A 22246-nucleotide genomic window follows, 5' to 3' on the forward strand; every position below is an offset into this window, starting at 1 on the left:
TATGCCATAACGCGGCATCCGGTCTTTGCAAGCGAACGCCCCTCGCGCTTCAACCGGCGCGCACGAAGCTGTCGAGTACGCGCTTGCTGCCTGCCTGGTCGAACTCCACCTCCAGCTTGTTGCCGTCGATGTCGATGATTTCGCCATAGCCGAATTTTTCGTGGAACACGCGCATCCCGATCGCCAGGTCGGCGCGCGGCTTGGCGCCGACCGACGCAGCGGGGCCGCGCTCGGAGGGCGCGGGCGCGTGGGTGACGGTGTTCGATGCGGCCACCGCGCGCTGCCATGCCGGGCCGCGCGTCATGATGCGTGACGGCTGGCGCTCCGCGACATGCGCGAAGGGGTCGCCCTGCGCCGACCAGTTGGCGCGCCACAGGCTCTGTCCGCCGCCGAAGCTGTTTTCGCTGTCGACATGCTCGGGCGGGATTTCGCCGATGAAGCGGCTGGGGATGCTGCTCATCCACTGGCCGTAGATGCGGCGGTTCGCGGCGTGATAGATGCTCGCGCGCTGGCGGGCGCGGGTGATCGCGACATAGGCGAGGCGGCGTTCTTCCTCGAGGCTGGCGGTGCCGCCCTCGTCCATCGAACGCTGCGAGGGGAAAACGCCGTCCTCCCAGCCGGCGAGGAAGACATGATCGAATTCGAGACCCTTGGCGGCATGGATCGTCATGATGGTGACGGTTTCGCTGTCGTCATTCTGGTCGCGATCCATGACGAGGCTGACATGCTCAAGGAACGCCTCGAGCGATTCATATTCCTCCATCGCGCGAACGAGTTCGGAAAGGTTTTCCAGCCGTCCTGCGGCTTCGACGCTGCGATCGGCCTGGAGCATCGTCGTATAGCCTGATTCGTCGAGGATCAGCTGAGTGAGTTCGGGGTGCGACAGCGCGTTGGCCTTTGCCTGCCAACCGCGCATCTGCGCGACGAAATTGGCCAGCTGGCGGCGCGCCTGCGGGGTGAGTTCGTCGGTTTCGGTAATCCGTGACGCCGCGTGAAAGAGCGGCGCGCGTTCGTGACGGGCGAATTGGTGGATGCGCGCCAGCGCTTTGTCGCCCAGCCCGCGTTTGGGGACGTTGACGATACGTTCAAACGCGAGGTCGTCGGCGGGCGACTGGACGAGGCGGAGATAGGCAAGCGCGTCGCGGATTTCGGCGCGCTCATAAAAACGGAAACCACCGACGATGCGGTACCGCATGCCGATCGCAATAAAGCGGTCCTCGAACTCGCGCGTCTGGAACTGTGCGCGGACAAGGATCGCGGCGCGGTCGAGCGAGATGCGCTGCCGCTGGAGGTCTTCGAGCTCCTCACCGATCCGCCGCGCTTCTTCGGGGCCATCCCAGACGCCGACGACGCGGACCTTGTCGCCCGCATCGAGCTCGGTCCAGAGTGTCTTGCCGAGCCGGTCGCTGTTCTGCGCGATCAGCGCCGACGCCGCGGCGAGGATCTGCGGCGTGGAGCGGTAATTTTGTTCAAGCCGGATAACCGTCGCGCCGGGAAAATCCTTTTCGAAGCGCAGGATATTCGCAACCTCGGCGCCGCGCCATGAATAGATCGACTGGTCATCGTCGCCAACGCAGCAGATATTTTTGCGCTGCTGCGCGAGCAGGCGGAGCCAGAGATACTGGCTGGCGTTGGTGTCCTGATATTCGTCGACGAGGATATATTTGAAGCGCTCCTGATATTGTTCGAGCACGTCGCGGTGGGTTTTCAGGATTACCAGCATGTGCAGCAGCAGATCGCCGAAGTCGCAGGCGTTGAGCGTCTTCAGCCGCGCCTGATAGAGCGCGTAGAAATGCTGTCCCTTGCCGTCGGCATAGGCTTCCTTGTCGGCGGCATCGAGGTCGGCGGGGGTGAGGCCGCGGTTCTTCCACTTGTCGATCAGCCCGGCGAGCTGACGCGCGGGCCAGCGCTTTTCGTCGAGTCCCTCGGCCTGGATCAGCTGTTTAAGGACGCGCAGCTGGTCGTCGGTGTCGAGGATTGTGAAATTGCTCTGGAGCCCCACCAGTTCGGCATGGCGGCGCAGCATCTTGGCCGCGATGCTGTGAAAGGTACCCAGCCATGGCATCCCCTCGACCGCGTCGCCGATCATCCGCCCGATCCGCTCGCGCATCTCGCGCGCCGCCTTGTTGGTGAAGGTCACCGCAAGGATCTCGGACGGCCAGGCGCGCCGCGTCGCGATGATATGCGCGAGCCGCGCGGTGAGCGCGGCGGTCTTGCCCGTGCCCGCCCCCGCGAGCATCAGTACCGGCCCCTCGGTCGTCAGCACCGCCTGCCGCTGCGGCCCGTTCAAGCCCTGAAGATAGGGCGGGTCCGAAGGATCGGGCAGCAAGGCAGGGGCATCGTTCACGCGCGAACGATTAGGGAACAGTGGCGGCGCTGTCCAGCTTGGCGCGGTGGGTTGTTATGCGAGCCGCAGCAACGTCAGCCGCGCCTTGCCGACCTTGCGGTCGACATCGATGGCGAAGCCTGCGACCTCGACGTTTTCTCCATGCCCGGTTTCGACCGAAACCCAGCTGTCGGGGCCGATCCAGCCGAGGCGGCGCAGCTTGTCGAGCGCAACGCTGGCGGCGCCGGTGCCATAGGGCGGATCGAGCATCAGCAGATCGTAGGCGCGCGGCGCCGGACCGAGGCCGAGCACCGACCCGGCGCGCACGTCGGCGCGCGCGGTTGCGCCGAGGCTGGACAGGTTGGCTCGCAGCGCGTCGAGCGCGGCGTGGTCCTGCTCGGCGAACAGGCAGGCAGCGGCACCGCGCGACAGTGCTTCGATCCCCAGCGCACCCGACCCGGCAAACAGGTCGGCGACCATCAACCCCTCGAAGCTGCCAAGGCGGCTGGTCAGCATCGAGAAGAGGGTTTCGCGCGTCCGGTCCGCCGTCGGCCGCGTCGCGTCGCCCTTGGGCGCGACCAATTTGCGTCCGCGCCATTCCCCCGAAATGACCCTCATTTCAGGTGTCGGCGAAATTTGAACAATTCGTCGCGCGGCACGACATCGACCGCGCCGAGCGGCAGATCACCGAGTTCGAACGCGCCATAGCGGGTGCGAATGAGGCGGCTGACCTGCAAACCGAAATGTTCGAGCACCTTGCGCACTTCGCGGTTCTTGCCTTCGGTCAGCGTCATTTCGATCCACTGGTTGCGCCCCGTGCGGCGTTCGAGGTTGGCGTCGATCTTGCCATAGCGGACCCCGTCGATCTCGATCCCCATCACCAGTTCTTCGAGCTGTTCCTGGCTGATGTCGCCAAACGCCCGCGCGCGGTAGGTGCGCTCGACGCCGCTGGCGGGCAGTTCGAGTTGACGCTTGAAGGCGCCGTCGTTGGTGAGCAGCAACAGCCCCTCGGTATTATAGTCGAGGCGCCCGACCGGCATCAGCCGCGGCAGATCTTTGGGGAGCAGGTCGTAGATCGTCTTGCGGCCTTTCGGGTCGCGCGCCGCGGTGATGCAGCCCGCGGGCTTATGAAAACGATAGAGCCGCGTCGAGACCGGCTTGGCCACCGGATTGCCGTCGACGGTGAGGCCGTCGAGCGAGGCGAGCAACGGCGCGGGCTGCGCGATAACTTCGCCATTGAGCGCGATGCGGCCTTCCTCGATCATCCGTTCGACGTCGCGGCGCGAACCGACCCCGGCACGCGCGAGCAGCTTGGCGATCCGCTGCGGTCCGTCCTCGTCGCGTTCGGCACCGGCGGGTTTCGCCTTGAGTGCTGATACAGAACCGCGCGCGGCGCGGCGCCCCTTTGGCGCATCGCGGTCGCCCGCGGGCTTGGCGGCGTTCCGCGAGGTGGTGCGGGGAGGTCGGCGGGTGGTCATGGGAACGGGTGCGGCTTTCGTATCGTTATGTGGCAACGACTGTTGCTCTGTAGCCACGCTCATAGCCGGAAACGTGTCGCTTCGTCGATGGGAAGCCGAAGCAATCTTGCACGACGGCGTCGGGCACGTCATGGCGCGATCAAAGGGAGACCCTATGCTCTTCGCATCCCGCCCGTCCTGCATCAAGCGGCTGCTGATCATCGAGGATGATCCGCTGGTGGCGTTCGACAACGAGCGGACGCTGAAACACAGCGGTTACGATATCGTCGCGACGGTCGATTCGGGCGAGGCCGCGGTCCCGATTATCGCTGACGAACAGATCGACGCGCTGGTGCTCGACCTGGGGCTTGCCGGACATATGACCGGACGCGAGGTTGCCCGCTTGGCGCGCGACCGCGGCATCGCGGTGCTGTTGGTAACCGGTCAATGCCCCGAAGACGCAAGCGACATTGCCATGGCCTGCCTCGACAAGCCGCACAGCCCGTCGGCGCTGGTTGCCGCACTGAAGGCGCTCGAAACGATGATCTGCAAGAATCAGGCGCCGCGCAAGGTCGCTGGCCTGACGACCTGGTGGCGCCCCGCCGCGGCCTGAGCACGGCGGACCGGCGGGCGGGTCAATTACCCGCTTCCAATTTGGCAGGGAGGCTTTAGGCCCATCACTTGGGCGCCGCGCCGGTCCTCGGCCGCGCCGGGGAGACGAACGACTTGCCGCAGGATGTGACAACGCCGCCGCCGCATAGCTGGTGGCACAGCTTTCGCCCCTATCTGGAACGCGCGCCGCTGGCGGCGCTGTTGCTCGGCATTTCGTCGGGCTTTCCCTACGCGATGATCGGCGCAACGCTGACGACGCGATTGTCGCAGGACGGGTTTCAGAAATCGTCGATCACCGCCTTCTCGCTCGCTTTTCTTGCCTATAATCTAAAGCCGCTTTGGGCGTGGGTGGTCGATGCCGTCCGGCTGCCTGGCGCCCGATTCGTCGGCCAGCGCGTGAGCTGGATGATCCTGGCCGCCGCGCTTGTCATGCTGGCGGTCGCGAATCTTGCGATGGTCGATCCCGCGCGGGTCGGCCAGTCGCCGGTCGGGCAGTTGATGATATGGTTCGGCCTTGGGCGCGAGGGCGAATTTGCGGCGCTCTTCGAAATGGCGATGGGTGCGGTGCTCGTCGGGCTGATGGGTGCGACGTTCGACATCGTGATCGACGCCTATCGCATCGAGATATTGAAGCCCGAACAGCTGGGCGTCGGGTCGGGCATGTCGCAATATGGCTGGCGCATCGGATCGGCAGGCGCGGGCGCCATCGCGCTGTTCATGGCGGCGCGCCAGGGCTGGGAGGCCGCTTATTTCGTCTGCGCGCTGCTCGCGCTTCCGGCGGTGATCGCCGCGCTGTGGGTCGGAGAACCCGAACGCCACCGCGAGGCGGTGCAGCGCGAAGGACGGCCGGGCATCCTCGCGGGCATCGTCGGCCCCTTCACCGAATTTTTCAGCCGCCATGGCGCGTGGCTGGTGCTGCTCTTCATCCTGCTTCACAAAATCGGCGACACGCTCGCCAATTTGACGCTGCGCCTGCTGCTCGACGATCTGGGCTTCAGCAATGACGAGATCGCCATCTATGACGTCGGTATCGGCTTCTGGGCCTATCTGATCGGCATTTTCATCGGCGGCGCGCTCTACGCGCGGCTTGGCATGAAAAAATCGGTGCTGCTCAGCCTGATCCTGATGGCGGTCAGCAATTTCAGCTTCGCGCTGCTGGCTGCCGCCGGGCACAGCAATTGGGGCCTTGCGGGCGCGATCGCGTTCGAAAATATCGCCAGCGGGATCGGCGGCGTCGTCGTCGTCGCCTATTTCTCGGCGCTATGCGATCTGCGTTTCACCGCTGCTCATTATGCGCTCATCAGTTCGGCTGCCAGCATCGTCGGGCGCTTCCTGACCGGCACGACCGCGGGCGCGATGATGGACGCATTCGGCAACGTCAATTTCTATCTGCTCACCGTGGTCGCCGCACTGCCGGGTATCATCCTTTTCTGGCTGATGATGCGCAGCGGGCTGGTCGAACTGTCAGTGGGCACGGCGGGCCGCGCAGGGAGCGCTGCGAAAGAGCCGGCGGCCTGATGGGTCAGGCGGGTATCTCGTCATTCGCCGCGAGCACCTCGCCCGCGAGATAGAGCGAGCCGCAGATGAGGACGTCGCCGGGCGCGTCCGCAAGCTGGCGCAGCGCGGTCGGCACATTGTCGCACGGGCGGGCATCGACGATGCCGAGCCCGTCCTGCACCCACCAGCACAGATCCTTCGGGTCATGATGCTCGTGACCGCGGATCGGCACCGCGCTGAACGTGGCGATGCGGTCGGCGAAGGGGCGCAGGAAGCCCATCGCATTCTTGTTTGAGAGCAGGCCGCAGACGATGTGGAGCGTCGCCACGCCTTCCAGTGCGCGCGAAAGGGCGACGCCCGCGTCGGGGTTGTGACCGCCGTCGAGCCAGACCGTCGTGGACGGCGGAAGCAGGGCGGTGAGCGGCCCGGCGCCGAGCTGCTGCATTCGAGCGGGCCAAGTCGCACGTGTCATGGCGGCGGAGAGCGCGGCTTCGTCAATGCGGACGGCGTGCTGATGACGGAGCATCGCGACCGCGAGCGCAGCATTGTCGGCCTGATGCGCGCCCGCCATTGCGGGGAGTGGCAGATCGAGCGCGCCGCGGGCATCGCGATAGGCGAGGCGGCCGTCGACGACGCGGGCGTCCCACGCCGTGCCGCGATCGACGAGTGATGCGCCAACCGCCGCCGCGCGCGCGGCGATCACCGCGCGCATCGACGCTGGATAGGCCTGCGTTACCAGCGGCGCGCCCGGCTTGGCGATCCCCGCCTTTTCAAAGGCGATGCGGTCGTGCGGCGGCGCAGGCACATCGGCTTCGGGCGCGAGCAGAAAGGCCTCATGGTCGATGCCGAGCGAGGCGATGCCGCATACGGTCGGCGCGGCGATGACGTTCGTGGCGTCGAGCCGCCCGCCAAGCCCGACTTCGACGATACAGGCGTCGACGGGTGCGCGCGCGAAGGCGAGGAAGGCGGCGGCGGTCGTGACTTCGAAGAAGCTGGCTTGCAGGTCGTGCGCGGCGTCGAGGACTTCGGTGAGCAGCGCCGTGAGCAGCGCGTCGTCGATCAATGTTCCGGCGAGGCGAATGCGCTCATTGAAGCGGACGAGGTGCGGGCTGGAATAGACATGCGCGGTCAGGCCTTGTGCTTCAATGGCGGCGCGCAGGAAGGCGCAGGTCGAACCCTTGCCGTTGGTTCCGGCAACATGGAACACGGGTGGCAGATGGTGCTGCGGATCGCCGAGGCGGCGGCAAAGTTCGGCAATGCGTTCGAGGCCGAGGATGTCGCGTCCCGGCGACAGCGCGGTCAGGCGATCGAGCTGGGCCTGGACGGCGGGGTCGGTGCTGTGGGCGTGGTCGGGCATGGCCGTGTGCCTAATTGGGTCCGTCATTGCGAGCGGAGCGAAGCAATCCAGGGCGGTTTACGCAGGCTCTGGATTGCTTCGCTCCGCTCGCAATGACGAGGTTGGAAAGTCAGGCAGCCTTCTCGGGCGCCAGATAGCCGATCAACCGGCCCAGCGTCTCCGGCAGCTCCTTGCGATGCACCACCATGTCGATCATCCCGTGATCGAGCAGATATTCAGCGCGCTGGAAGCCCTCGGGCAGTTTTTCGCGGATCGTGTTTTCGATCACGCGCTGGCCCGCGAAGCCGATCAGCGCCTTGGGTTCGCTGATCTGCACGTCGCCGAGCATCGCATAGCTGGCGGTGACGCCGCCGGTGGTCGGGTCGGTCAAGAGGACGATATAGGGCAGGCCGGCGCGGCGGAGGCGCGCCAAGGCGACGGTCGCGCGCGGCATCTGCATCAGCGACAGCGTGCCTTCCTGCATCCGCGCGCCACCCGCCGCGGTGATCGCGATATAGGGGACGCCGCGTTTGATCGCATTTTCGACGCCCGCCACAAAGGCTTCACCCACAGCGACGCCCATCGATCCGCCCATGAAAGCGAAATCCTGCACGCCGATCACGACGCCCTGGCCCGAAATACGGCCAAAGGCATTCTGATAGGCGTCGCGGTCGCCGGTCTGCGCGCGCGCCGCCTTGATGCGGTCGACATATTTTTTGGTGTCGCGGAATTTGAGCGGATCTTCCGGCGCGGCGGGGGCGGCGATCATTTCGTGCAGCCCGCCGTCGAACAATTGCGCGAAGCGTTCCTTGGCGCCGATGCGGTCGTGATGGTCGCAGCGCGGGCAGACGTTCAGATTATCTTCCCATTCCTTGACGAACACCATCTGCTGACACTGGCGGCATTTGTGCCACAGATTATCGGCGGTATCGCGCTTGGCGGTGAAGGGCAGGGCGTTGCGAACGCGGTCGAGCCAGCTCATGCGGCGATCTCCTTGGCGCTATGGATAGCATTGGCGAGGGTGCGGGTGAAAGCCTCGACATGCGGGGCCGCGGCGTCGCCATGCTGCGCGACGAGTTCGACCAGCGCCGAGCCGACGACGACGCCATCGGCGACCTTGGCGATTTCGGCAGCCTGTTGCGGGGTCCGGACGCCGAAGCCCACGGCAACGGGCAGGTCGGTTGCGGCCTTGAGCCGCGCGACGGCTTCGTCGATGCTCGCCTGTGCGGCCTGCTGCTGGCCGGTGATGCCGGCGACCGAGACATAATAGAGGAAGCCGCCCGCGCCATTCAGCACGGCGGGCAGGCGCGCGGTGTCGGTGGTCGGCGTAGCGAGGCGGATCAGGTCGATGCCCGCGGCACGGAGCGCGGGCCCGAGTTCGGGGTCTTCCTCGGCGGGAACATCGACGCAGATGACGCCATCGACGCCCGCCTTGGCGCATTCGGCCGCGAACCAGTCGCCGCCGCGGATCGTCATCGGATTGGCATAACCCATCAGGACAAGCGGGGTATCGGGGTGACGCTGGCGGAAGGCGGCGGCAGTGGCGAAAATGTCGGCGGTAGTCGTGCCCTTGGCGAGACTGCGCAGGTTCGCTTGCTGGATTGCGGGGCCATCGGCCATCGGATCGGTAAACGGCATGCCAAGCTCGATCACATCGGCGCCACCCGCAACGAGCGCGTCGAGATTCGCAGCGGTGTTGCCGTCGCCTGCGGTGATGAAGGCGACGAGCGCGGGGTGGGGTTTGGCGAAGGCGGCGGCGAAGCGGGTGCTCATTTCCCCTCTCCCCTTGCGGGAGAGGGTTGCGCAGACTTGCCAGCTTGCTGGCTAGTCGTGGCTGGGTGAGGGGTTTGCGATCGCAATACGATCGCGCGAGCCTTTGGCTCGCTCACCCTCATCCAACTGCGCCTAACCGCCTGCGGCGGCAAGGCTTCGTATCCTTCTCCCGTCAAGGGAGAAGGGATTACGCGGGCGCTCATAGTTTCACCCCCAGCGCGTCGGCCACCGTGAAGATATCCTTATCCCCGCGCCCCGAGCAATTGACGATGATGATCTTGTCCTTGCCCAGCGTTGGCGCGATGCGTTCGGCGGCGGCGATCGCGTGCGCGCTTTCGAGCGCGGGGATGATGCCTTCGAGTTTCGTCAGCTTCTGGAAGCTCGTCAACGCCTCCTCGTCAGTGACGGGTTCGTAGCGGACGCGGCCGATGTCGTGGAGCCAGCTATGTTCGGGGCCGATGCCCGGATAGTCGAGGCCTGCCGAGATGCTGTGCGCTTCGGTGATCTGGCCGTCCTCGTCCTGAAGCAGGTAGGTCCTGTTGCCGTGGAGGATGCCGGGCCTCCCGCCCGCAAGGCTGGCAGCGTGCTTGCCGTCCAGCCCTTCGCCCGCGGCTTCCACGCCGACGATCTCGACGTCCGTGTCATCGAGGAACGGGTGGAACAGCCCGATCGCGTTCGACCCGCCGCCGACCGGTGCGATCAGCATGTCGGGCAGGCGGCCCTCGGCTTCCAAAATCTGTTCGCGCGCCTCGTCGCCGATCACCGACTGAAAATCGCGCACGAGCTGCGGATAGGGGTGCGGCCCCGCGACGGTGCCGATGATGTAGAAAGTGTCGTGGACGTTCGCGACCCAGTGGCGCAGCGCCTCGTTCATCGCGTCCTTCAGCGTCTTTGCGCCCGATTCCACTGCGACAACTTCGGCGCCGAGCAATTTCATGCGGAACACGTTTGGCTGCTGTCGCGCAACGTCGACCGCGCCCATGAAGATGGTGCAGGGCAGGCCGAACAGCGCCGCGACGGTCGCGGTTGCAACGCCATGCTGGCCCGCGCCGGTCTCGGCGATGATCTTGGTCTTGCCCATCCGCTTGGCGAGCAGGATCTGGCCGATGCAATTGTTGATCTTGTGCGCGCCGGTGTGGTTCAGGTCCTCGCGCTTCAGATAGATTTTCGCGCCGCCGAGATGGTCGGTGAGGCGCTGCGCCAGCCACAGCGGGCTGGGGCGGCCGACATAGTTTTTCAGCAGGTAATCGAACTGGGCCTTGAACGCGGGGTCGGCCTGCGCGGCGCGATAATGGCGTTCGAGGTCGAGGATCAGCGGCATCAGCGTTTCGGCGACATAGCGGCCACCGAACTGGCCGAAATGGCCGCGGTCGTCGGGGCCGGAGCGAAGGCTGTTGGGCAGGGTCGGGGCGTCGGTCATCGTCATATCCATCGGTTACGGGTGGGCATTCACTTGAAGATCAGGTCTCAAGCGATCAGCGCCATCGTTTTCCGGTGTGCAGGACGAGGGGGTGTGCCGTGGTCATCGACCGACCGCTTTAAGGAAAGCGGCGATCTTGTCCACATCCTTGACGCCCGGGGCGCTTTCGACGCCCGACGACACATCGACCAGCGGCGCGCCGGTCGCGGCGAGCGCTTCGCCGACGTTGGCGGGGGTCAGGCCGCCGGCGATGCCCCAGTCGATGGTGTGACGATGGTTCTGGAGCAGCGTCCAGTCGAACCGGGTGCCGGTGCCGCCCGGGAGTGCGGCCGCCGGGGCATCGAACAGGATGCGGTCGGCCGCCCCTTCATATTTGCGGATCCGCTCGAGCGTTCCGGCATCCTTCAGCCCGACCGCCTTCCAGATTTCGGCAGGCACCAGACGTTTGACGACCGCCAGCCATTCGGCGGTCTCGCCGCCGTGAAACTGGACGATGTCGGGCCGCACCGTCGCCAGCGCCTCGCCGGTCAGTTGCTGCGAGGCGTTGACGAGCAGCAGCGCCACCTGGACGTGCCGCCCGGCGCGCTTGCGCAGTTCCGCCGCGGTCTTGAGATCGACGTGGCGCGGGCTGGGTTCGTAATGCACAAGGCCGATGTGCGTCGCGCCATATTCGATCGCGGCATCGACCGTTTCAGGCGTGGAGAGACCGCAGATTTTGACGAATGGGGGCATGGGCATCTTTTCCTGTCGCTGTTCCTGCGCAGACCGGGATCTCCGCGGTGCGAAAGGGCGCACCGGCGAAGATCCCGGTCTGCGCCGGGATGACGGATGTGTGGGTGACTAAAGCGTCGCTTCGATCTCGCGGGCTGCCAGATCGGGGTCGGGCGACTGGCTGATCGGGCGTCCGACGACCAGGATCGACGCGCCGTCGGCCATGGCCTGCGCCGGGGTCACAACCCGTTTCTGGTCTCCCGCCTTGCCATTGGCGGGGCGGACGCCGGGGACGACAAAGAAACCGCCCGGCCAGGCCTTACGCGCCGCCTTGACCTCCTGTCCGGAACAGACGATCCCGTCGAGGCCGGATTCGCGCGCCAGCGCCGCCAGCCGGACAACCTGGTCGTGCGGGGTGCCGCCGACTCCGATGTCGTCCAGATCGGGTGCGTCGAGGCTGGTGAGGACGGTGACCGCCACGACCTTGGTATTCAGCCCCGCTGAAGCCTTTGCTTCTTCCAGCATCGCGCGGCCGCCCGCGGCATGGACGGTCAGGATCGCCGGTTCGAGCGGACGCAGCGCCTGGATCGCCTTGGCCACCGTATTCGGAATGTCGTGCAGTTTCAGGTCGAGGAAGATGGGCAGACCGATCTTCGCCATTTCATGGACGCCATGATGCCCGTTGGCGCAGAAAAATTCGAGGCCCAGCTTCAACCCGCCGACATGGTGCCGCACCTTTTGCGCCAGCGTCTGCGCGGCGTCGAGATGCGGGTGGTCGATGGCGAGATAAAGCGGCGAGCTCATGGGGTCTCCAGCGGCGAGGGCGGAATATCGTTGACGGGGGCGGTGGCGGCGGGTGCCGGATCGGCCGGACGGTTGGCGAGCGCGCGCATGTCGGCAAGCTGGCGCTCGCTGGCATCGAGGCGGCGTTTCAACGACCAGCGCGTGGTACGCAGCGCGATCCACATCGGCACGCTGCCGATCAGGAAGGATGCGAGGATCAACACCGGCAATTTGGTGTCGAGCACCTGTCCGGGCCAGATGGTGACGGTCACCGCAAGCCAATTCGCCATCGCGAAAATAACCAGCACCGCGGTCAGCAAGACCCAGATGATTGTCCGCAAGATGCCCACTATATCATGCTCCTCTGTCGGTCGGGTTCGACCCTAAGCCAGATCGGCACGGCTTTCCAGTCCGGCCTATCCAGCGCCGAACACGCGATCGAAAATCGTGTCGACATGCTTCATATGGTAACCGAGGTCGAAAAGTTCCGTGAGTTGCTCGGTCGACAGGCGCGCGGTGACGTCTTTGTCGGCCTTTAACAGTTCGAGCAGTGACAGCTGGCCGTCGCTTTCCCACACTTTCATCGCGTTGCGCTGCACCAGATGATAGCTGTCCTCGCGGCTGGCGCCCGCTTGGGTCAGCGCAAGCAACACCCGCTGCGAATGGACCAGGCCGCCCATGCGGTCGAGGTTCTTCTGCATCCGTTCGGGATAGACGAGCAATTTGTCAATGACGCCGGTGAGCCGCGCGAGCGCGAAATCGAGCGTGATCGTCGCGTCGGGGCCGATGAAGCGTTCGACCGACGAATGGCTGATGTCGCGTTCGTGCCACAGCGCGACATTTTCCATCGCTGGCGTGACCGCGCTACGCACCATGCGGGCGAGGCCGGTGAGATTTTCGGTGAGAATGGGGTTCCGCTTGTGCGGCATCGCCGATGACCCCTTTTGGCCGGGCGAGAAATATTCTTCGGCTTCCAGCACTTCGGTGCGCTGGAGGTGGCGCACCTCGACCGCGAGGCGTTCGATCGACGAAGCGATGACACCCAGCACGGCGAAGAACATCGCATGGCGGTCGCGCGGGATGACCTGGGTTGAGACGGGCTCGACCGACAGACCGAGCTTCGCCGCGACATGCGCCTCGACACGCGGGTCGATGTTGGCAAAGGTGCCGACCGCGCCGGAGATCGCGCAGGTGGCAATCTCGGTGCGCGCGCCCTGAAGCCGCGCCTTGCAGCGCGAAAATTCGGCGTAGGCTTCGGCCAGTTTCAGCCCGAAGGTGACCGGCTCGGCGTGAATGCCGTGGCTGCGCCCGATCGTCGGAGTCAGCTTATGTTCGAAAGCACGGCGCTTGATCGCTTCGAGCAGCGAGTCGAGGTCGGTGAGGAGGATGTCGGCGGCCTGCGCCAGCTGGACCGCGAGGCAGGTGTCGAGCACGTCCGAACTGGTCATGCCTTGGTGCATGAAGCGCGCTTCGTCGCCGACATTTTCTGCGACCCAGGTCAGGAAGGCGATGACGTCATGTTTCGTGACTGCCTCGATCGCGTCGATCGCGGCAACGTCGATCGCGGGATTCGTCGCCCACCAATCCCACAAGGCCTTGGCGGCTGATTGCGGAACGGTTCCGAGTTCGGCAAGCGCATCGGTCGCATGGGCTTCAATCTCGAACCAGATGCGAAACCGGTTTTCGGCCGACCAGATCGCGGTCATTTCCGGTCTGGCGTAACGCGGAACCATCGAATTTCCTTTCCGATTGCGGGCGGTCCGCCGCGGAATCGCAGCGCAACCGGGCCGGGGCGCCCCGTAGCAGGGACAAGGCGTTTCGCCAAATGCCGCCTGACGGCAACCATGGCGAAACGCGGCGGGTTGTTTTGATGCCCCATCCATCCAGCGACCGAACATGAAACGATCAAAGGTCGCCCCGAAAGGAGATTTCCAGTGTTGAAACATATGCTTCTGGTTGGCGCCGCAGCAATGAGCCTGCCCGCGATGGCGCAGACCACGCCGCCAACCGAACAGGAACCGGCGCCGACGACGCAGTCGCCCACTAGTCCGGACGATGCGACGGCGCCGCCTCCCGCGCCCGACGGTGAGCCGGCCGAAGACTATGCGCCCGCGGGTGATGTGGCGCCGACGGAGGACGGCTGGCCGGACGACACGGCGCCTTCAGCCGAACCCACCCCACCGACTGACGAACCTGCTTTGGAAACGGAGCCCACCCCCGGTTCGGAACCTGAATAACCCACCTAAACCCATCAGGAGATAAAAGATGTTGAAGCAAATGCTTATGATTGGCGCCGCGGCTATGAGTTTTCCGGCACTGGCCCAGACCGCCGATCCCGCTACGGACCCGATGACGCCACCGACGGCCGCCGAGCCCGCGCCGATGCCCGAATCAACGATGCCGCCGTCGGAACCGATGCCCGACACCGCGACCCCGCCCGCGGCAAGCGAGCCGGCCCCGACGAGCGCGGCGGCCAGCCCGACCCAGATCGCGCAAATCGTCGATCAGGAATTTCCCGCCTATGATGCCGATGCCGACGGTAATCTCAACGAAGCCGAATTCGCCGCGTGGATGAAAAAGCTGCGCGTGGCGACCGACCCGAGCGTCGATCCCGAGTCGGCCGACGTGAAATCGTGGATTGGCCAGGCTTTCGCCGCTGCCGATGCCGACAAGTCGGGCGGTGTCGACAAGGCCGAACTGACCGGGTTCCTTTCGCGCGGCGCCTGATCGGGTGACCCGCGGGGTGGTACAGCCGTCGGAGCGATCCGGCGGCTGTATCTTTTTGCGCGCTACAAAAGTCCCATTGCGCGGAAGCTGCGCGTTTCGGTACCGCCAACAATGATATGGTCGTGGAGAGTGATGCCGAGCCGGCCTGCGGCATCGGCGATATCGCGTGTAATCGCGATATCCTGTCGGCTGGGTTCGGGGCTGCCACTGGGATGATTGTGGACGAGAATGATCGCCGATGCGCCGAGTTCCAGGGCGCGTTTGACGATCTCGCGCACATAAATCGCCGACTGGTCGATTGATCCCTCGCTGACCAGCTCGTCGCGGATCAGCATGTTGCGCGAATTGAGGTACAGGACGCGGACACGTTCTATATCGATCGGCGCCATATCGGCGCGCAGCCAGTCGAGCAGCGCGTCCCAGCTGGAAAGCAGAGGCTTGTCGCGAAATCCACCCTTCAGCAAACGCAGGCTGGTCGCCTGGACGATTTTGAGCGCGGCGATGCCCGTGTCGCCCAGCCCGTCGACCCGGCGCAGCGATTCGGGATCGGCACTGACCAGCTGTGCCAACGACCCGAACTCGCGCAACAGCGCCTTGGCCAGCGGCTTGGTGTCGCGGCGTGGAATTGCGAGTGCGAGCAGATATTCGACCAGTTCATAATCGGCCATCCCATCGGCGTCGCCACCGAGCAGGCGCCCGCGCAGCCGCGCGCGGTGACCCACATGATCGGGCGGCGAGGCGGGCGCATCCATGGGTGCCAAATAACCGGCTTGTGAGCGCTACTCAACGGTCATAGGAACCGAATGATGGCGATCCGGAGCAGTTTCTTGCAGCAAAGTAGGATGCGTAGCGTTGTTCCCCTGAGTTTCGCCAGATCAAGGGATCGAACAACGCCATGACGCCACACGCGGTCCCGCGATGAACGAGGGCGAGGATCCACCGCGACGGCGATGGCGGCGCCGGACGCTGTTGTTCAAGAAGCGCTGGATGACGGCAGGGGCCGTGGTCGTGGTCGTTGCCGGGGCGTGGATCGCCCGCGAACCGATCGCCGACCAGTTCATCGAGGGTGAACTCGACAATCTGGGCGTGCCGGCGCGCTATCAGATCGACGCGATCGGCTTTCGATCGGAACGCCTGTCGAATCTGGTCATCGGCGACCCGGCGCGTCCCGACCTGGTGGCTAAAAAGGTCGAGCTGCTGTTGGGTTATGGCTGGTCCGGACCCTATGTCAGCGAGATTCGCGCCGAGGGCGTGCGGCTCTACGGGCGCGTGGTCGATGGGCGCCTGTCGCTCGGCGCGCTCGACAAGTTTCGCGACCCGACCAGCACTGACCCCATTGCCTTGCCCGATGTCACAGTCCAGCTGCGCGACGCGCGCGCGCGCGTCGAAACCCCGTGGGGCAACGTCGGCGCGGCCCTGAACGGGGGCGGCAATTTACGCCGCGACTTCACCGGCAAACTGGCGCTCGTGGCGCCCGAACTCGATGTGGCGGGGTGTCGCGGCGAAGAGGTCAGTTTCTATGGTACGCTGCTGGTCCGGAACGTGCGCCCGCAGTTGGTCGGCCCGCTGCGCGGTCGGAGCATGGCCTGCCATGACGCGGGCTTTTCGGCGGCATCGCCGCAAATCGCCCTCGACGTATCGCTGGCCGAAGATCTGCAAAGCTGGAAAGGCGAGGCTGACGCCAGCATTGCGCAGTTGGTGGCGGGGCCAGTGCAGGCCGAGCGTTTGGGCGTTCTGGCACGGCTTGATGGCACCACCGCTGCTACGAAGCTGGACGTAGGCGCCGATATGGCAAGGGTACGCGGCGCCGACTTCGCTGCCGAGACGGTGAGCATCGATGCCAAGGGGGTCGTGGGTCGATCAGCCCCGAAATTTGACGGCCAAGTCCGCTTCGCGCGCGCCAGCGGCAGCGCGGCGATGCGGCGCGCGCTGGTGGACAGCATGAGCGGCTTTGCGGAAACGCCGCTCGGGCCGATGGCGACAAAAGCCAGTGCGGCGCTCAGCCGGATGCTGGCCGATGTCGGCGGCAGCGCCGGTTTCGCGCTGGCTGGCGCAGGCGATTTGGCGCGCATCGACCTGATCGCGCCGCAACTGGCGAGCGCGAGCGGGGCGCGCTTTACCGGCAGCCCGGACAGCCGCATCAGCTATGTTTACGGAGCCGCGCAGCCCGCCGTTCTCGCCGCGGGCCGATGGAGTTTTGGCGGTGCCGACTTGCCAACGGGTTCGGTCAACCTCGATCGCCGCGGCGACGGGTCGATCACGGGATTTGCCAACCTCGATCCCTATCAGGCGGGCGGCGCACGGCTCGCACTAGCGCCGGTGCGCTTTTCGGGCGACCGCACCGGCCTGCTGCGCTTTGCGACGCGCGCCGAGTTGTCGGGGCCGTTGGCCGGTGGCCGAATCGAACGGCTGAGCGTCCCGCTGAACGGCTTTCTGACGCCGACCGGCGCGCTTGCGCTCGACGGCGGATGCAGCCGGGTGAGCGCGGGCGGCATCACCGCGTCGGGTTTCCAGCTTGGCCGCAGCGCGATCGACCTGTGCAGCCGTCCCGGAGCGCCGCTGCTCAGCGCGGGGCCGGGCGGGCTGCGCGGCTATATTCGCATCCCCGGCATCAATCTGCGCGGCACCAGTGGCCGTTCGCCGTTCGCGATGACGAGTGGCCCGGCGAATATCGACCTGACTTCGATGCGCTGGTCGCTCGCGCTCGCCGATTTCCGGCTGGGGGAGGGCGAGAGCTTCACTCGCTTCGGCGCCCGGACCATCGCCGGACGCGCTACCGCGCAGGGCATGGCCGGCGAGCTGGTTGGCGCCAGCGGCAAGATCGGCGCGGTACCGCTGAATATGAGCGAGATCGGGGGCGCATGGCGCTGGGTGGATGGCGCGCTGACGCTCGATGGCGGGCTTCTCCTGACGGACGCTGCGCCCGAGGCGCGCTTTGCCCCGCTGATCAGCAGCGATGCGACGCTGCGCTTTGCCGATGGGGTGATCGACGCCAAGGCAGGCTTCAACGAACGAACGACCGGCACGAAAGTCCTCGATACCGTCATTCGGCACCGGTTGGCCGATGGCAGCGGTTCAGCGGACTTGCTGGTCAAGGAACTGCGGTTCGACGAGCGGTTTCAGCCCGATCGGCTGACCAGCCTCGCGCTCGGCGTCGTCGCCAATGTACAGGGATCGGTCGTCGGCGACGGGCGCATCGAGTGGACCGCCAATGGCGTAACCAGCCGCGGCACCTTTGCGACCGCCGACGCAAGCCTGGCCGCCGCGTTCGGGCCGGTGAGCGGACTGACCTCGACGCTGACCTTCGACGATTTGATCGGTCTGCGCTCGGCGCCCGGCCAGATCGCGCGGATCAAAGAAATCAATCCCGGCATCCCGGTGCTCGACGGCGAAATCGAATATCAGCTGCTCGGCGACAATCGCGTGCGGGTCGAGGGTGGCAGCTGGCCCTTTGCCGGGGGGCAATTGCTGCTCCACCCGACAACGCTCGATTTCGGGGCGGACCAGACGCGGCGGTTGTCGTTCGACATTGTCGGGGTCGACGCCGCGGTGTTTCTGCAGAGCTTCGGGTTCGAGAATATCAATGCGACGGGCAAGTTCGACGGGACGTTGCCGGTCGAGTTCAGCGGCCTTGGCGGCCGCATCGTCGGCGGGCGCATCGATTCGCGCGAGGGCGGCGGGACGCTCGCCTATGTCGGCGAATTGTCGAACCGCAATCTCGGCGTGATCGCCAATTTTGCTTTTGGCGCGCTGCGCAGCCTGAAATATGACGATTTGACGATCATTTTGAACGGGGATCTTGACGGCGAAATGGTGACCGATATCCGCTTTGGCGGCGTGGGGCAGGGGGAAGGGGCGGCGCGCAATTTCCTGACCAACCAGATTGCAAAGTTGCCGCTTGTCTTCAACGTCAAGATCACCGCGCCCTTCCGCCAGTTGCTCACCTCTGCGAAGGGATTTTATGACCCGTCTCTGCTGATCGAGCAGAATCTGCCCGCGCTGATCCGCGCCCAGGAAGAAGCGGAGGCGGCGCGCAACCGTCCGAATCCAACCGTTCAGCCTCCAGAAAGCGAGCCTATGCGATGAACGAGAGCAAGAACCGAGCAAGGAGGCGTGCCATTATCGCTCGCAGTCTGGCGGTGATGACCTGCGCGGCGACCCTCGCGGCCTGTGTGCAGATCGACACCCCCGACAAGCCGATCGAGATCAACCTGAACATCAACATTCGTCAGGAAGTGGTGTACAGGCTGGATGGCGATGCCAAGAAGCTCATCGAGCAGAATAGCGAGATATTCTGATGACAGGGAATGACAAGATGCGTGTGAAAATGTGGAAACCGACCGGCCTGGCGCTGGCAGCCGTGGCCGCGACCGCCGCGATTGCGCTGGCCGTGCCGTCGGCGATGGCGCAGCGCGACCCCGCCTATGCCGCAGCGCGGGCGGCGGGCCAGGTCGGCGAGCAGCCCGACGGCTATCTCGGCTTTGCGACGGCGCCGACCCCGGCAATCCGCGCGCTGGTCGAGGATATCAACATCAAGCGCAAGGCCGCCTATACCGAGCGCGCGCAGGCGACCGGCAGCACGGTGCAGCAGTTTGCGTTCACCAGCGGTTGCAACCTGATCGCGAACACGAAGCCGGGGGAAAAATATCAGGCGCCCGACGGCCGCTGGCTGACGCGCGACAGCAGCCCGCCGGTGCGCAACCCCAGCTGTCCGTAACGATCACCCAAGTTCAAGCGCGCCCGCGGGCGCGACATGCCGCCGCGCTCCCTAAACGCGGCGGCATTTTTGTGCGCAGCACCACAAGCATTGACTTAATCGGACGTCATTCCTAAACGGACCGCGCCTTAGGGGTCTCCCGATTTTTCGGGCCTTTTTTCGCAGGCGGAATCGGGGCTTTCCGGTTCTGTTTCAGGAGGATGGCAGAAAATGACGGAGAACGGCAGCGATCCGGAAGCAGCTTCAGAGGATTCGCGCCTGGTCTCGCTCACCGAGCGATTGGACCGGGCCGAAGCCGCAGAAGCGAAGCGGACCGCGGTGAACGCCGGACCGGAATCCGATGCCAATTACCGGCTCGGCAACCGCGTTCTGGCCGAGCTGCTGGGCGGGATCGGTGGTGGCGCGCTGGTCGGTTGGGTAATCGACCGGTTTGCCGGCACGGCCCCTTGGGGTCTGTTGGTGGTGCTGTTCCTTGGAATAGTGGTCGCCTTCAGGAACATATTTCGGATTGCGAACGCCCGGCCCACGAAGCCGGAATGACTGGATTTTAGGCGAGGTATCGCGTGGCGGATCAAGGCAAAGTGGACCCGATGCACCAGTTCGAGGTGCAGAAGATGTTCGACATGTTTCATGTCGGCAATCACGAGGTGGCTTTTACCACGAGCGCGATGTGGATGGTGATTGCGGGCCTACTGCTCTGGGTCTTCATGATCGGGGGAATGAAACGCCAGCTCGTTCCCGGCCGCTGGCAGGTCGCCGTCGAGGGCTTTACCGGTTTTATTTCGGGGATGATGAATGCGAATATCGGCCCCGAGGGCCGCAAGTACACGCCTTATGTCTTTTCGCTGTTCATGTTCATCCTGATGCTGAACGTGCTCGGCCTGATGCCGATCGGCCTGTTCGGGGCGCATCCCTTTACCGTGACGAGCCATTTCACAATCACCGGTGTGCTCGCGATCCTGAGCTTTGCGATCGTGCTGATTGTGGGTTTCTGGCGCCACGGCCTGCATTTCTTCTCGCTCTTTGTTCCGCACGGTACCCCGATCTGGCTAATGTGGCTGATCCCGGTGATCGAACTGGTGTCGTTCCTCGTCCGCCCGTTCAGCCTCGCGCTGCGGCTCTTCGTCGCGATGACGGCGGGGCACGTGTTGATGAAGGTGTTCGCCTCGTTTATCATCGACGGCCTTGCTGCCAGCCCAGCGATCGGAATTGGCGTCGGCATCCCCGCCATGGCACTGATGGTCGGAATCAGCGGCCTCGAGCTGCTGGTGGCAGGCATCCAAGCCTATGTGTTCGCGCTGCTTACCTCGCTCTACCTGAACGACGCGATCAATCTGCACTGATTTTTCAACTGTATAATCTACGTTTTTCCCAAGGAGTATAAAATGGACGTTCAAGCTGCTTCGCTCATCGGCGCCGGTCTGGCCGCTATCGGTGCCGGTATGGCCGCCATCGGTGTGGGCAACGTCTTCGGTAGTTTCCTCGAAAGCGCGCTGCGTAACCCTGCTGCTGCCGATGGCCAGCAGGGCCGCCTGTTCATCGGCTTCGCGGCTGCCGAACTTCTCGGCCTGCTGTCGTTCCTTATCGCGATCTTGCTGTACCTTAAGGCAGCCTGATCCCGTTTGCGGAGCCGATCCTGACGGTTCGGCTCCGCGACTGAAATTTTCTTAGCCGGTCGAGTACATCCATGCCTCAAATCAGCCAATTCGCTGAAAGCTGGTACGCCGCATCGCAGATTTTCTGGGTGCTGCTGACCTTCGGCTTCGTCTTTTTCGTTATCGGCCGCGGTATGCTGCCGAAGATCGAGGCGACGGTTGACGCGCGCGACCGCAAGGTGGCCGACGATCTGGCGGCGGCCAAGGCGGCGCATGCTGCCGCCGATGCGCTGGAAGAAAGTTATCGCCAGCAGAGCGAGGCAAGTCGCGCTGCTGCGCAACAGGCTGTGACCGACGCGAAGGACAAGGCCGCTAAGGACGCCGAAAAGCGCCTTGCGAAGGTCGATGCCGAGCTTGCCGACAAGCTTGCCGCGGCCGAGGCCGAGGTCAGCGCAGCGCGCACATCGGCGATGGCGGAAATCGAGTCAGTTGCGGCCGACGCTGCGGGCGACCTCGTTGCACGGTTGTCTGGGGTGAAGATTGCAGCGGCTGACGCCAAGGCAGCGGTGAAGGCGGTGATCCATGGCTGATTTTGCACTGATCCTCGCCGAAGGGACGACCGAACCGGCGTCTTTCGGTTTCATCACGGCAACCGGCTGGGTGTCGATCGCGATGGCGCTCTTCATCGCAATTCTTCTGTGGAAGAAGGTGCCGGCGATCGTTGCGGGCATGCTCGACAACAAGATTGCCGAGATTTCGCGCCAGCTGAACGAGGCCGAAGCGTTGCGGCTCGAAGCCGAATCGCTGAAGGCGGAGTATGAAGCGAAGCTCGCGTCGGCGGCGAAAGAGGCCGACGACATGCGCGCCCGCGCCGATGCCGAGGCCGAAGCGCTGGTTGCCAAGGCCAAGGCCGACGCGACCGCGCTGATCGCGCGCCGCAAACAGATGGCCGAAGACCGCATTGCGGCTGCCGAGGCCAGCGCGCTTGTTGAGGTGCGCACCGCCGCCGCCAAGGCCGCGACCGAGGCCGCTGCGATGCTGATTGCCGACAAGCATGACGCCGCCGCCGACAAGGCACTGGTCGATCAGGCGATTGCGGGCGTTGCCAAAGGCTAAGTCTGCCGCTGCCGTCGGATAACAGAGCGCCCGCGGATTTCCGCGGGCGTTTTGCTGTGCCTCGCTTCCGTGGCGGTTATCGACCGATTGCGGACATCAAAATCCTCCCCGCTTGCGGGGAGGGGGACCGCCGCCGCAGGCGGGGGTGGGGGGGGGTATCGGCCTGAAACGCTGCC

Annotated in this window: 24 protein-coding genes; 12 read left to right on the forward strand and 12 right to left on the reverse strand. The window is 65.1% G+C overall.

The window, feature by feature from the left end:
• Window positions 1-49: 49 nt before the first annotated feature.
• Genes IR187_RS03910 through IR187_RS03920 form a run of 3 tightly spaced genes read right to left on the reverse strand, consistent with a single transcriptional unit; the run spans window position 50 to window position 3804 of the window.
• The gene (locus IR187_RS03910; RefSeq protein WP_194953398.1) at window positions 50-2347 is read right to left on the reverse strand and encodes an ATP-dependent helicase; all 2298 of its coding nucleotides are present in this window, start codon (window positions 2345-2347) and stop codon (window positions 50-52) included.
• Window positions 2348-2401: 54 nt separating this feature from the next.
• Complete coding sequence (gene rsmD / locus IR187_RS03915) at window positions 2402-2944, reverse strand: 16S rRNA (guanine(966)-N(2))-methyltransferase RsmD (RefSeq protein WP_194953399.1); 543 nt, start codon at window positions 2942-2944, stop codon at window positions 2402-2404.
• Entirely contained in the window at window positions 2941-3804 is an 864-nt protein-coding gene (locus IR187_RS03920) for a pseudouridine synthase (RefSeq protein ID WP_194953400.1), read from the reverse strand. Before IR187_RS03920 ends, rsmD begins: the two co-directional genes overlap by 4 nt.
• A 154-nt stretch (window positions 3805-3958) precedes the next feature.
• Here IR187_RS03920 and IR187_RS03925 point away from each other — a divergent pair, with 154 nt between their 5' ends.
• Window positions 3959-4396 carry a response regulator gene (locus IR187_RS03925; protein WP_194953401.1) on the forward strand — a complete coding sequence of 146 codons (438 nt, stop codon included), beginning with the start codon at window positions 3959-3961 and terminating at the stop codon, window positions 4394-4396.
• Window positions 4397-4509: 113 nt separating this feature from the next.
• A complete protein-coding gene (locus tag IR187_RS03930) occupies window positions 4510-5913 on the forward strand; it encodes an MFS transporter (protein ID WP_194953429.1) in 1404 nt (467 codons plus the stop codon).
• A gap of 4 nt (window positions 5914-5917) precedes the next feature.
• Here IR187_RS03930 and IR187_RS03935 read toward each other — a convergent pair whose 3' ends face one another.
• From IR187_RS03935 to purB, 8 genes are all read right to left on the reverse strand, one after another.
• Window positions 5918-7249, reverse strand: coding sequence for a bifunctional folylpolyglutamate synthase/dihydrofolate synthase (locus IR187_RS03935; RefSeq protein WP_194953402.1), 1332 nt, complete (start codon window positions 7247-7249; stop codon window positions 5918-5920).
• A 109-nt stretch (window positions 7250-7358) separates the two neighbouring features.
• The gene (accD, locus tag IR187_RS03940; RefSeq protein ID WP_194953403.1) at window positions 7359-8210 is read right to left on the reverse strand and encodes an acetyl-CoA carboxylase, carboxyltransferase subunit beta; all 852 of its coding nucleotides are present in this window, start codon (window positions 8208-8210) and stop codon (window positions 7359-7361) included.
• The gene (gene trpA, locus IR187_RS03945) at window positions 8207-9001 is read right to left on the reverse strand and encodes a tryptophan synthase subunit alpha (RefSeq protein WP_194953404.1); all 795 of its coding nucleotides are present in this window, start codon (window positions 8999-9001) and stop codon (window positions 8207-8209) included. Before trpA ends, accD begins: the two co-directional genes overlap by 4 nt.
• Before the next feature lie 199 nt (window positions 9002-9200).
• Window positions 9201-10421: a tryptophan synthase subunit beta gene (gene trpB, locus IR187_RS03950; protein ID WP_194953405.1), complete on the reverse strand. Its 1221-nt coding sequence runs from the start codon at window positions 10419-10421 to the stop codon at window positions 9201-9203.
• 102 nt (window positions 10422-10523) lie between these two features.
• Window positions 10524-11153, reverse strand: coding sequence for a phosphoribosylanthranilate isomerase (locus tag IR187_RS03955; protein ID WP_194953406.1), 630 nt, complete (start codon window positions 11151-11153; stop codon window positions 10524-10526).
• Window positions 11154-11261: 108 nt separating this feature from the next.
• Entirely contained in the window at window positions 11262-11936 is a 675-nt protein-coding gene (gene pyrF, locus IR187_RS03960) for an orotidine-5'-phosphate decarboxylase (RefSeq protein ID WP_194953407.1), read from the reverse strand.
• On the reverse strand, window positions 11933-12265 hold the full coding sequence (locus tag IR187_RS03965) for a LapA family protein (RefSeq protein ID WP_324187636.1): 333 nt from the start codon (window positions 12263-12265) through the stop codon (window positions 11933-11935). The genes pyrF and IR187_RS03965 overlap by 4 nt, the downstream gene beginning before the upstream one ends.
• Window positions 12266-12331: 66 nt before the next feature.
• Complete coding sequence (gene purB / locus IR187_RS03970; RefSeq protein ID WP_194953408.1) at window positions 12332-13648, reverse strand: adenylosuccinate lyase; 1317 nt, start codon at window positions 13646-13648, stop codon at window positions 12332-12334.
• A gap of 204 nt (window positions 13649-13852) precedes the next feature.
• Between purB and IR187_RS03975 the strand changes: the two genes are divergently transcribed.
• Together IR187_RS03975 and IR187_RS03980 are read left to right on the forward strand one after the other, a co-directional pair.
• Window positions 13853-14152: a hypothetical protein gene (locus IR187_RS03975; protein ID WP_194953409.1), complete on the forward strand. Its 300-nt coding sequence runs from the start codon at window positions 13853-13855 to the stop codon at window positions 14150-14152.
• 28 nt (window positions 14153-14180) lie between these two features.
• On the forward strand, window positions 14181-14642 hold the full coding sequence (locus IR187_RS03980) for an EF-hand domain-containing protein (RefSeq protein WP_194953410.1): 462 nt from the start codon (window positions 14181-14183) through the stop codon (window positions 14640-14642).
• Window positions 14643-14704: 62 nt separating this feature from the next.
• Here the strand turns inward: IR187_RS03980 and radC are convergent, their stop codons facing one another.
• Window positions 14705-15394 carry a RadC family protein gene (gene radC / locus IR187_RS03985; protein WP_194953411.1) on the reverse strand — a complete coding sequence of 230 codons (690 nt, stop codon included), beginning with the start codon at window positions 15392-15394 and terminating at the stop codon, window positions 14705-14707.
• Between the two features lie 166 nt (window positions 15395-15560).
• Here radC and IR187_RS03990 point away from each other — a divergent pair, with 166 nt between their 5' ends.
• The 8 genes from IR187_RS03990 to IR187_RS04025 all read left to right on the forward strand — a co-directional run bounded on the left by IR187_RS03990 (window position 15561) and on the right by IR187_RS04025 (window position 22070).
• A complete protein-coding gene (locus IR187_RS03990; protein ID WP_228765522.1) occupies window positions 15561-18728 on the forward strand; it encodes a YdbH domain-containing protein in 3168 nt (1055 codons plus the stop codon).
• Window positions 18725-18940: a YnbE family lipoprotein gene (locus tag IR187_RS03995; RefSeq protein WP_324187637.1), complete on the forward strand. Its 216-nt coding sequence runs from the start codon at window positions 18725-18727 to the stop codon at window positions 18938-18940. Before IR187_RS03990 ends, IR187_RS03995 begins: the two co-directional genes overlap by 4 nt.
• Before the next feature lie 17 nt (window positions 18941-18957).
• Window positions 18958-19359: a YdbL family protein gene (locus IR187_RS04000; RefSeq protein ID WP_194953412.1), complete on the forward strand. Its 402-nt coding sequence runs from the start codon at window positions 18958-18960 to the stop codon at window positions 19357-19359.
• Between the two features lie 210 nt (window positions 19360-19569).
• The gene (locus IR187_RS04005; protein WP_194953413.1) at window positions 19570-19899 is read left to right on the forward strand and encodes an AtpZ/AtpI family protein; all 330 of its coding nucleotides are present in this window, start codon (window positions 19570-19572) and stop codon (window positions 19897-19899) included.
• A gap of 50 nt (window positions 19900-19949) precedes the next feature.
• Window positions 19950-20702, forward strand: a complete 753-nt coding sequence (locus tag IR187_RS04010) for a F0F1 ATP synthase subunit A (protein ID WP_194953433.1) — start codon at window positions 19950-19952, stop codon at window positions 20700-20702.
• Between the two features lie 42 nt (window positions 20703-20744).
• Window positions 20745-20975 (forward strand): F0F1 ATP synthase subunit C, encoded by a 231-nt coding sequence (locus IR187_RS04015; protein ID WP_037515205.1) that lies wholly within the window; start codon window positions 20745-20747, stop codon window positions 20973-20975.
• Between the two features lie 71 nt (window positions 20976-21046).
• The gene (locus tag IR187_RS04020) at window positions 21047-21544 is read left to right on the forward strand and encodes a F0F1 ATP synthase subunit B family protein (RefSeq protein ID WP_194953414.1); all 498 of its coding nucleotides are present in this window, start codon (window positions 21047-21049) and stop codon (window positions 21542-21544) included.
• Window positions 21537-22070 (forward strand): F0F1 ATP synthase subunit B family protein, encoded by a 534-nt coding sequence (locus tag IR187_RS04025; RefSeq protein WP_194953415.1) that lies wholly within the window; start codon window positions 21537-21539, stop codon window positions 22068-22070. The genes IR187_RS04020 and IR187_RS04025 overlap by 8 nt, the downstream gene beginning before the upstream one ends.
• The last annotated feature ends 176 nt before the right edge of the window (window positions 22071-22246 follow it).

This window comes from Sphingopyxis solisilvae, assembly GCF_015475875.1.
GTDB lineage: Bacteria > Pseudomonadota > Alphaproteobacteria > Sphingomonadales > Sphingomonadaceae > Sphingopyxis > Sphingopyxis solisilvae.

What these genes read in the sequence shown, in the direction of transcription:
- IR187_RS03925 (WP_194953401.1), top strand. Translation starts at nt 3,959, where the DNA reads ATGCTCTTCGCATCCCGCCCGTCCTGCATCAAGCGGCTGCTGATCATC.
- IR187_RS03980 (WP_194953410.1), top strand. Translation starts at nt 14,181, where the DNA reads ATGTTGAAGCAAATGCTTATGATTGGCGCCGCGGCTATGAGTTTTCCG.
- IR187_RS03920 (WP_194953400.1), bottom strand. Translation starts at nt 3,804, where the DNA reads ATGACCACCCGCCGACCTCCCCGCACCACCTCGCGGAACGCCGCCAAG.
- radC (WP_194953411.1), bottom strand. Translation starts at nt 15,394, where the DNA reads ATGGATGCGCCCGCCTCGCCGCCCGATCATGTGGGTCACCGCGCGCGG.
- IR187_RS04010 (WP_194953433.1), top strand. Translation starts at nt 19,950, where the DNA reads ATGCACCAGTTCGAGGTGCAGAAGATGTTCGACATGTTTCATGTCGGC.
- IR187_RS03955 (WP_194953406.1), bottom strand. Translation starts at nt 11,153, where the DNA reads ATGCCCCCATTCGTCAAAATCTGCGGTCTCTCCACGCCTGAAACGGTC.
- IR187_RS03935 (WP_194953402.1), bottom strand. Translation starts at nt 7,249, where the DNA reads ATGCCCGACCACGCCCACAGCACCGACCCCGCCGTCCAGGCCCAGCTC.
- rsmD (WP_194953399.1), bottom strand. Translation starts at nt 2,944, where the DNA reads ATGAGGGTCATTTCGGGGGAATGGCGCGGACGCAAATTGGTCGCGCCC.
- IR187_RS04020 (WP_194953414.1), top strand. Translation starts at nt 21,047, where the DNA reads ATGCCTCAAATCAGCCAATTCGCTGAAAGCTGGTACGCCGCATCGCAG.
- purB (WP_194953408.1), bottom strand. Translation starts at nt 13,648, where the DNA reads ATGGTTCCGCGTTACGCCAGACCGGAAATGACCGCGATCTGGTCGGCC.
- IR187_RS04005 (WP_194953413.1), top strand. Translation starts at nt 19,570, where the DNA reads ATGACGGAGAACGGCAGCGATCCGGAAGCAGCTTCAGAGGATTCGCGC.
- accD (WP_194953403.1), bottom strand. Translation starts at nt 8,210, where the DNA reads ATGAGCTGGCTCGACCGCGTTCGCAACGCCCTGCCCTTCACCGCCAAG.
- IR187_RS04000 (WP_194953412.1), top strand. Translation starts at nt 18,958, where the DNA reads ATGCGTGTGAAAATGTGGAAACCGACCGGCCTGGCGCTGGCAGCCGTG.
- IR187_RS04015 (WP_037515205.1), top strand. Translation starts at nt 20,745, where the DNA reads ATGGACGTTCAAGCTGCTTCGCTCATCGGCGCCGGTCTGGCCGCTATC.
- IR187_RS03995 (WP_324187637.1), top strand. Translation starts at nt 18,725, where the DNA reads ATGAACGAGAGCAAGAACCGAGCAAGGAGGCGTGCCATTATCGCTCGC.
- IR187_RS04025 (WP_194953415.1), top strand. Translation starts at nt 21,537, where the DNA reads ATGGCTGATTTTGCACTGATCCTCGCCGAAGGGACGACCGAACCGGCG.
- IR187_RS03990 (WP_228765522.1), top strand. Translation starts at nt 15,561, where the DNA reads ATGAACGAGGGCGAGGATCCACCGCGACGGCGATGGCGGCGCCGGACG.
- trpB (WP_194953405.1), bottom strand. Translation starts at nt 10,421, where the DNA reads ATGACCGACGCCCCGACCCTGCCCAACAGCCTTCGCTCCGGCCCCGAC.
- pyrF (WP_194953407.1), bottom strand. Translation starts at nt 11,936, where the DNA reads ATGAGCTCGCCGCTTTATCTCGCCATCGACCACCCGCATCTCGACGCC.
- trpA (WP_194953404.1), bottom strand. Translation starts at nt 9,001, where the DNA reads ATGAGCACCCGCTTCGCCGCCGCCTTCGCCAAACCCCACCCCGCGCTC.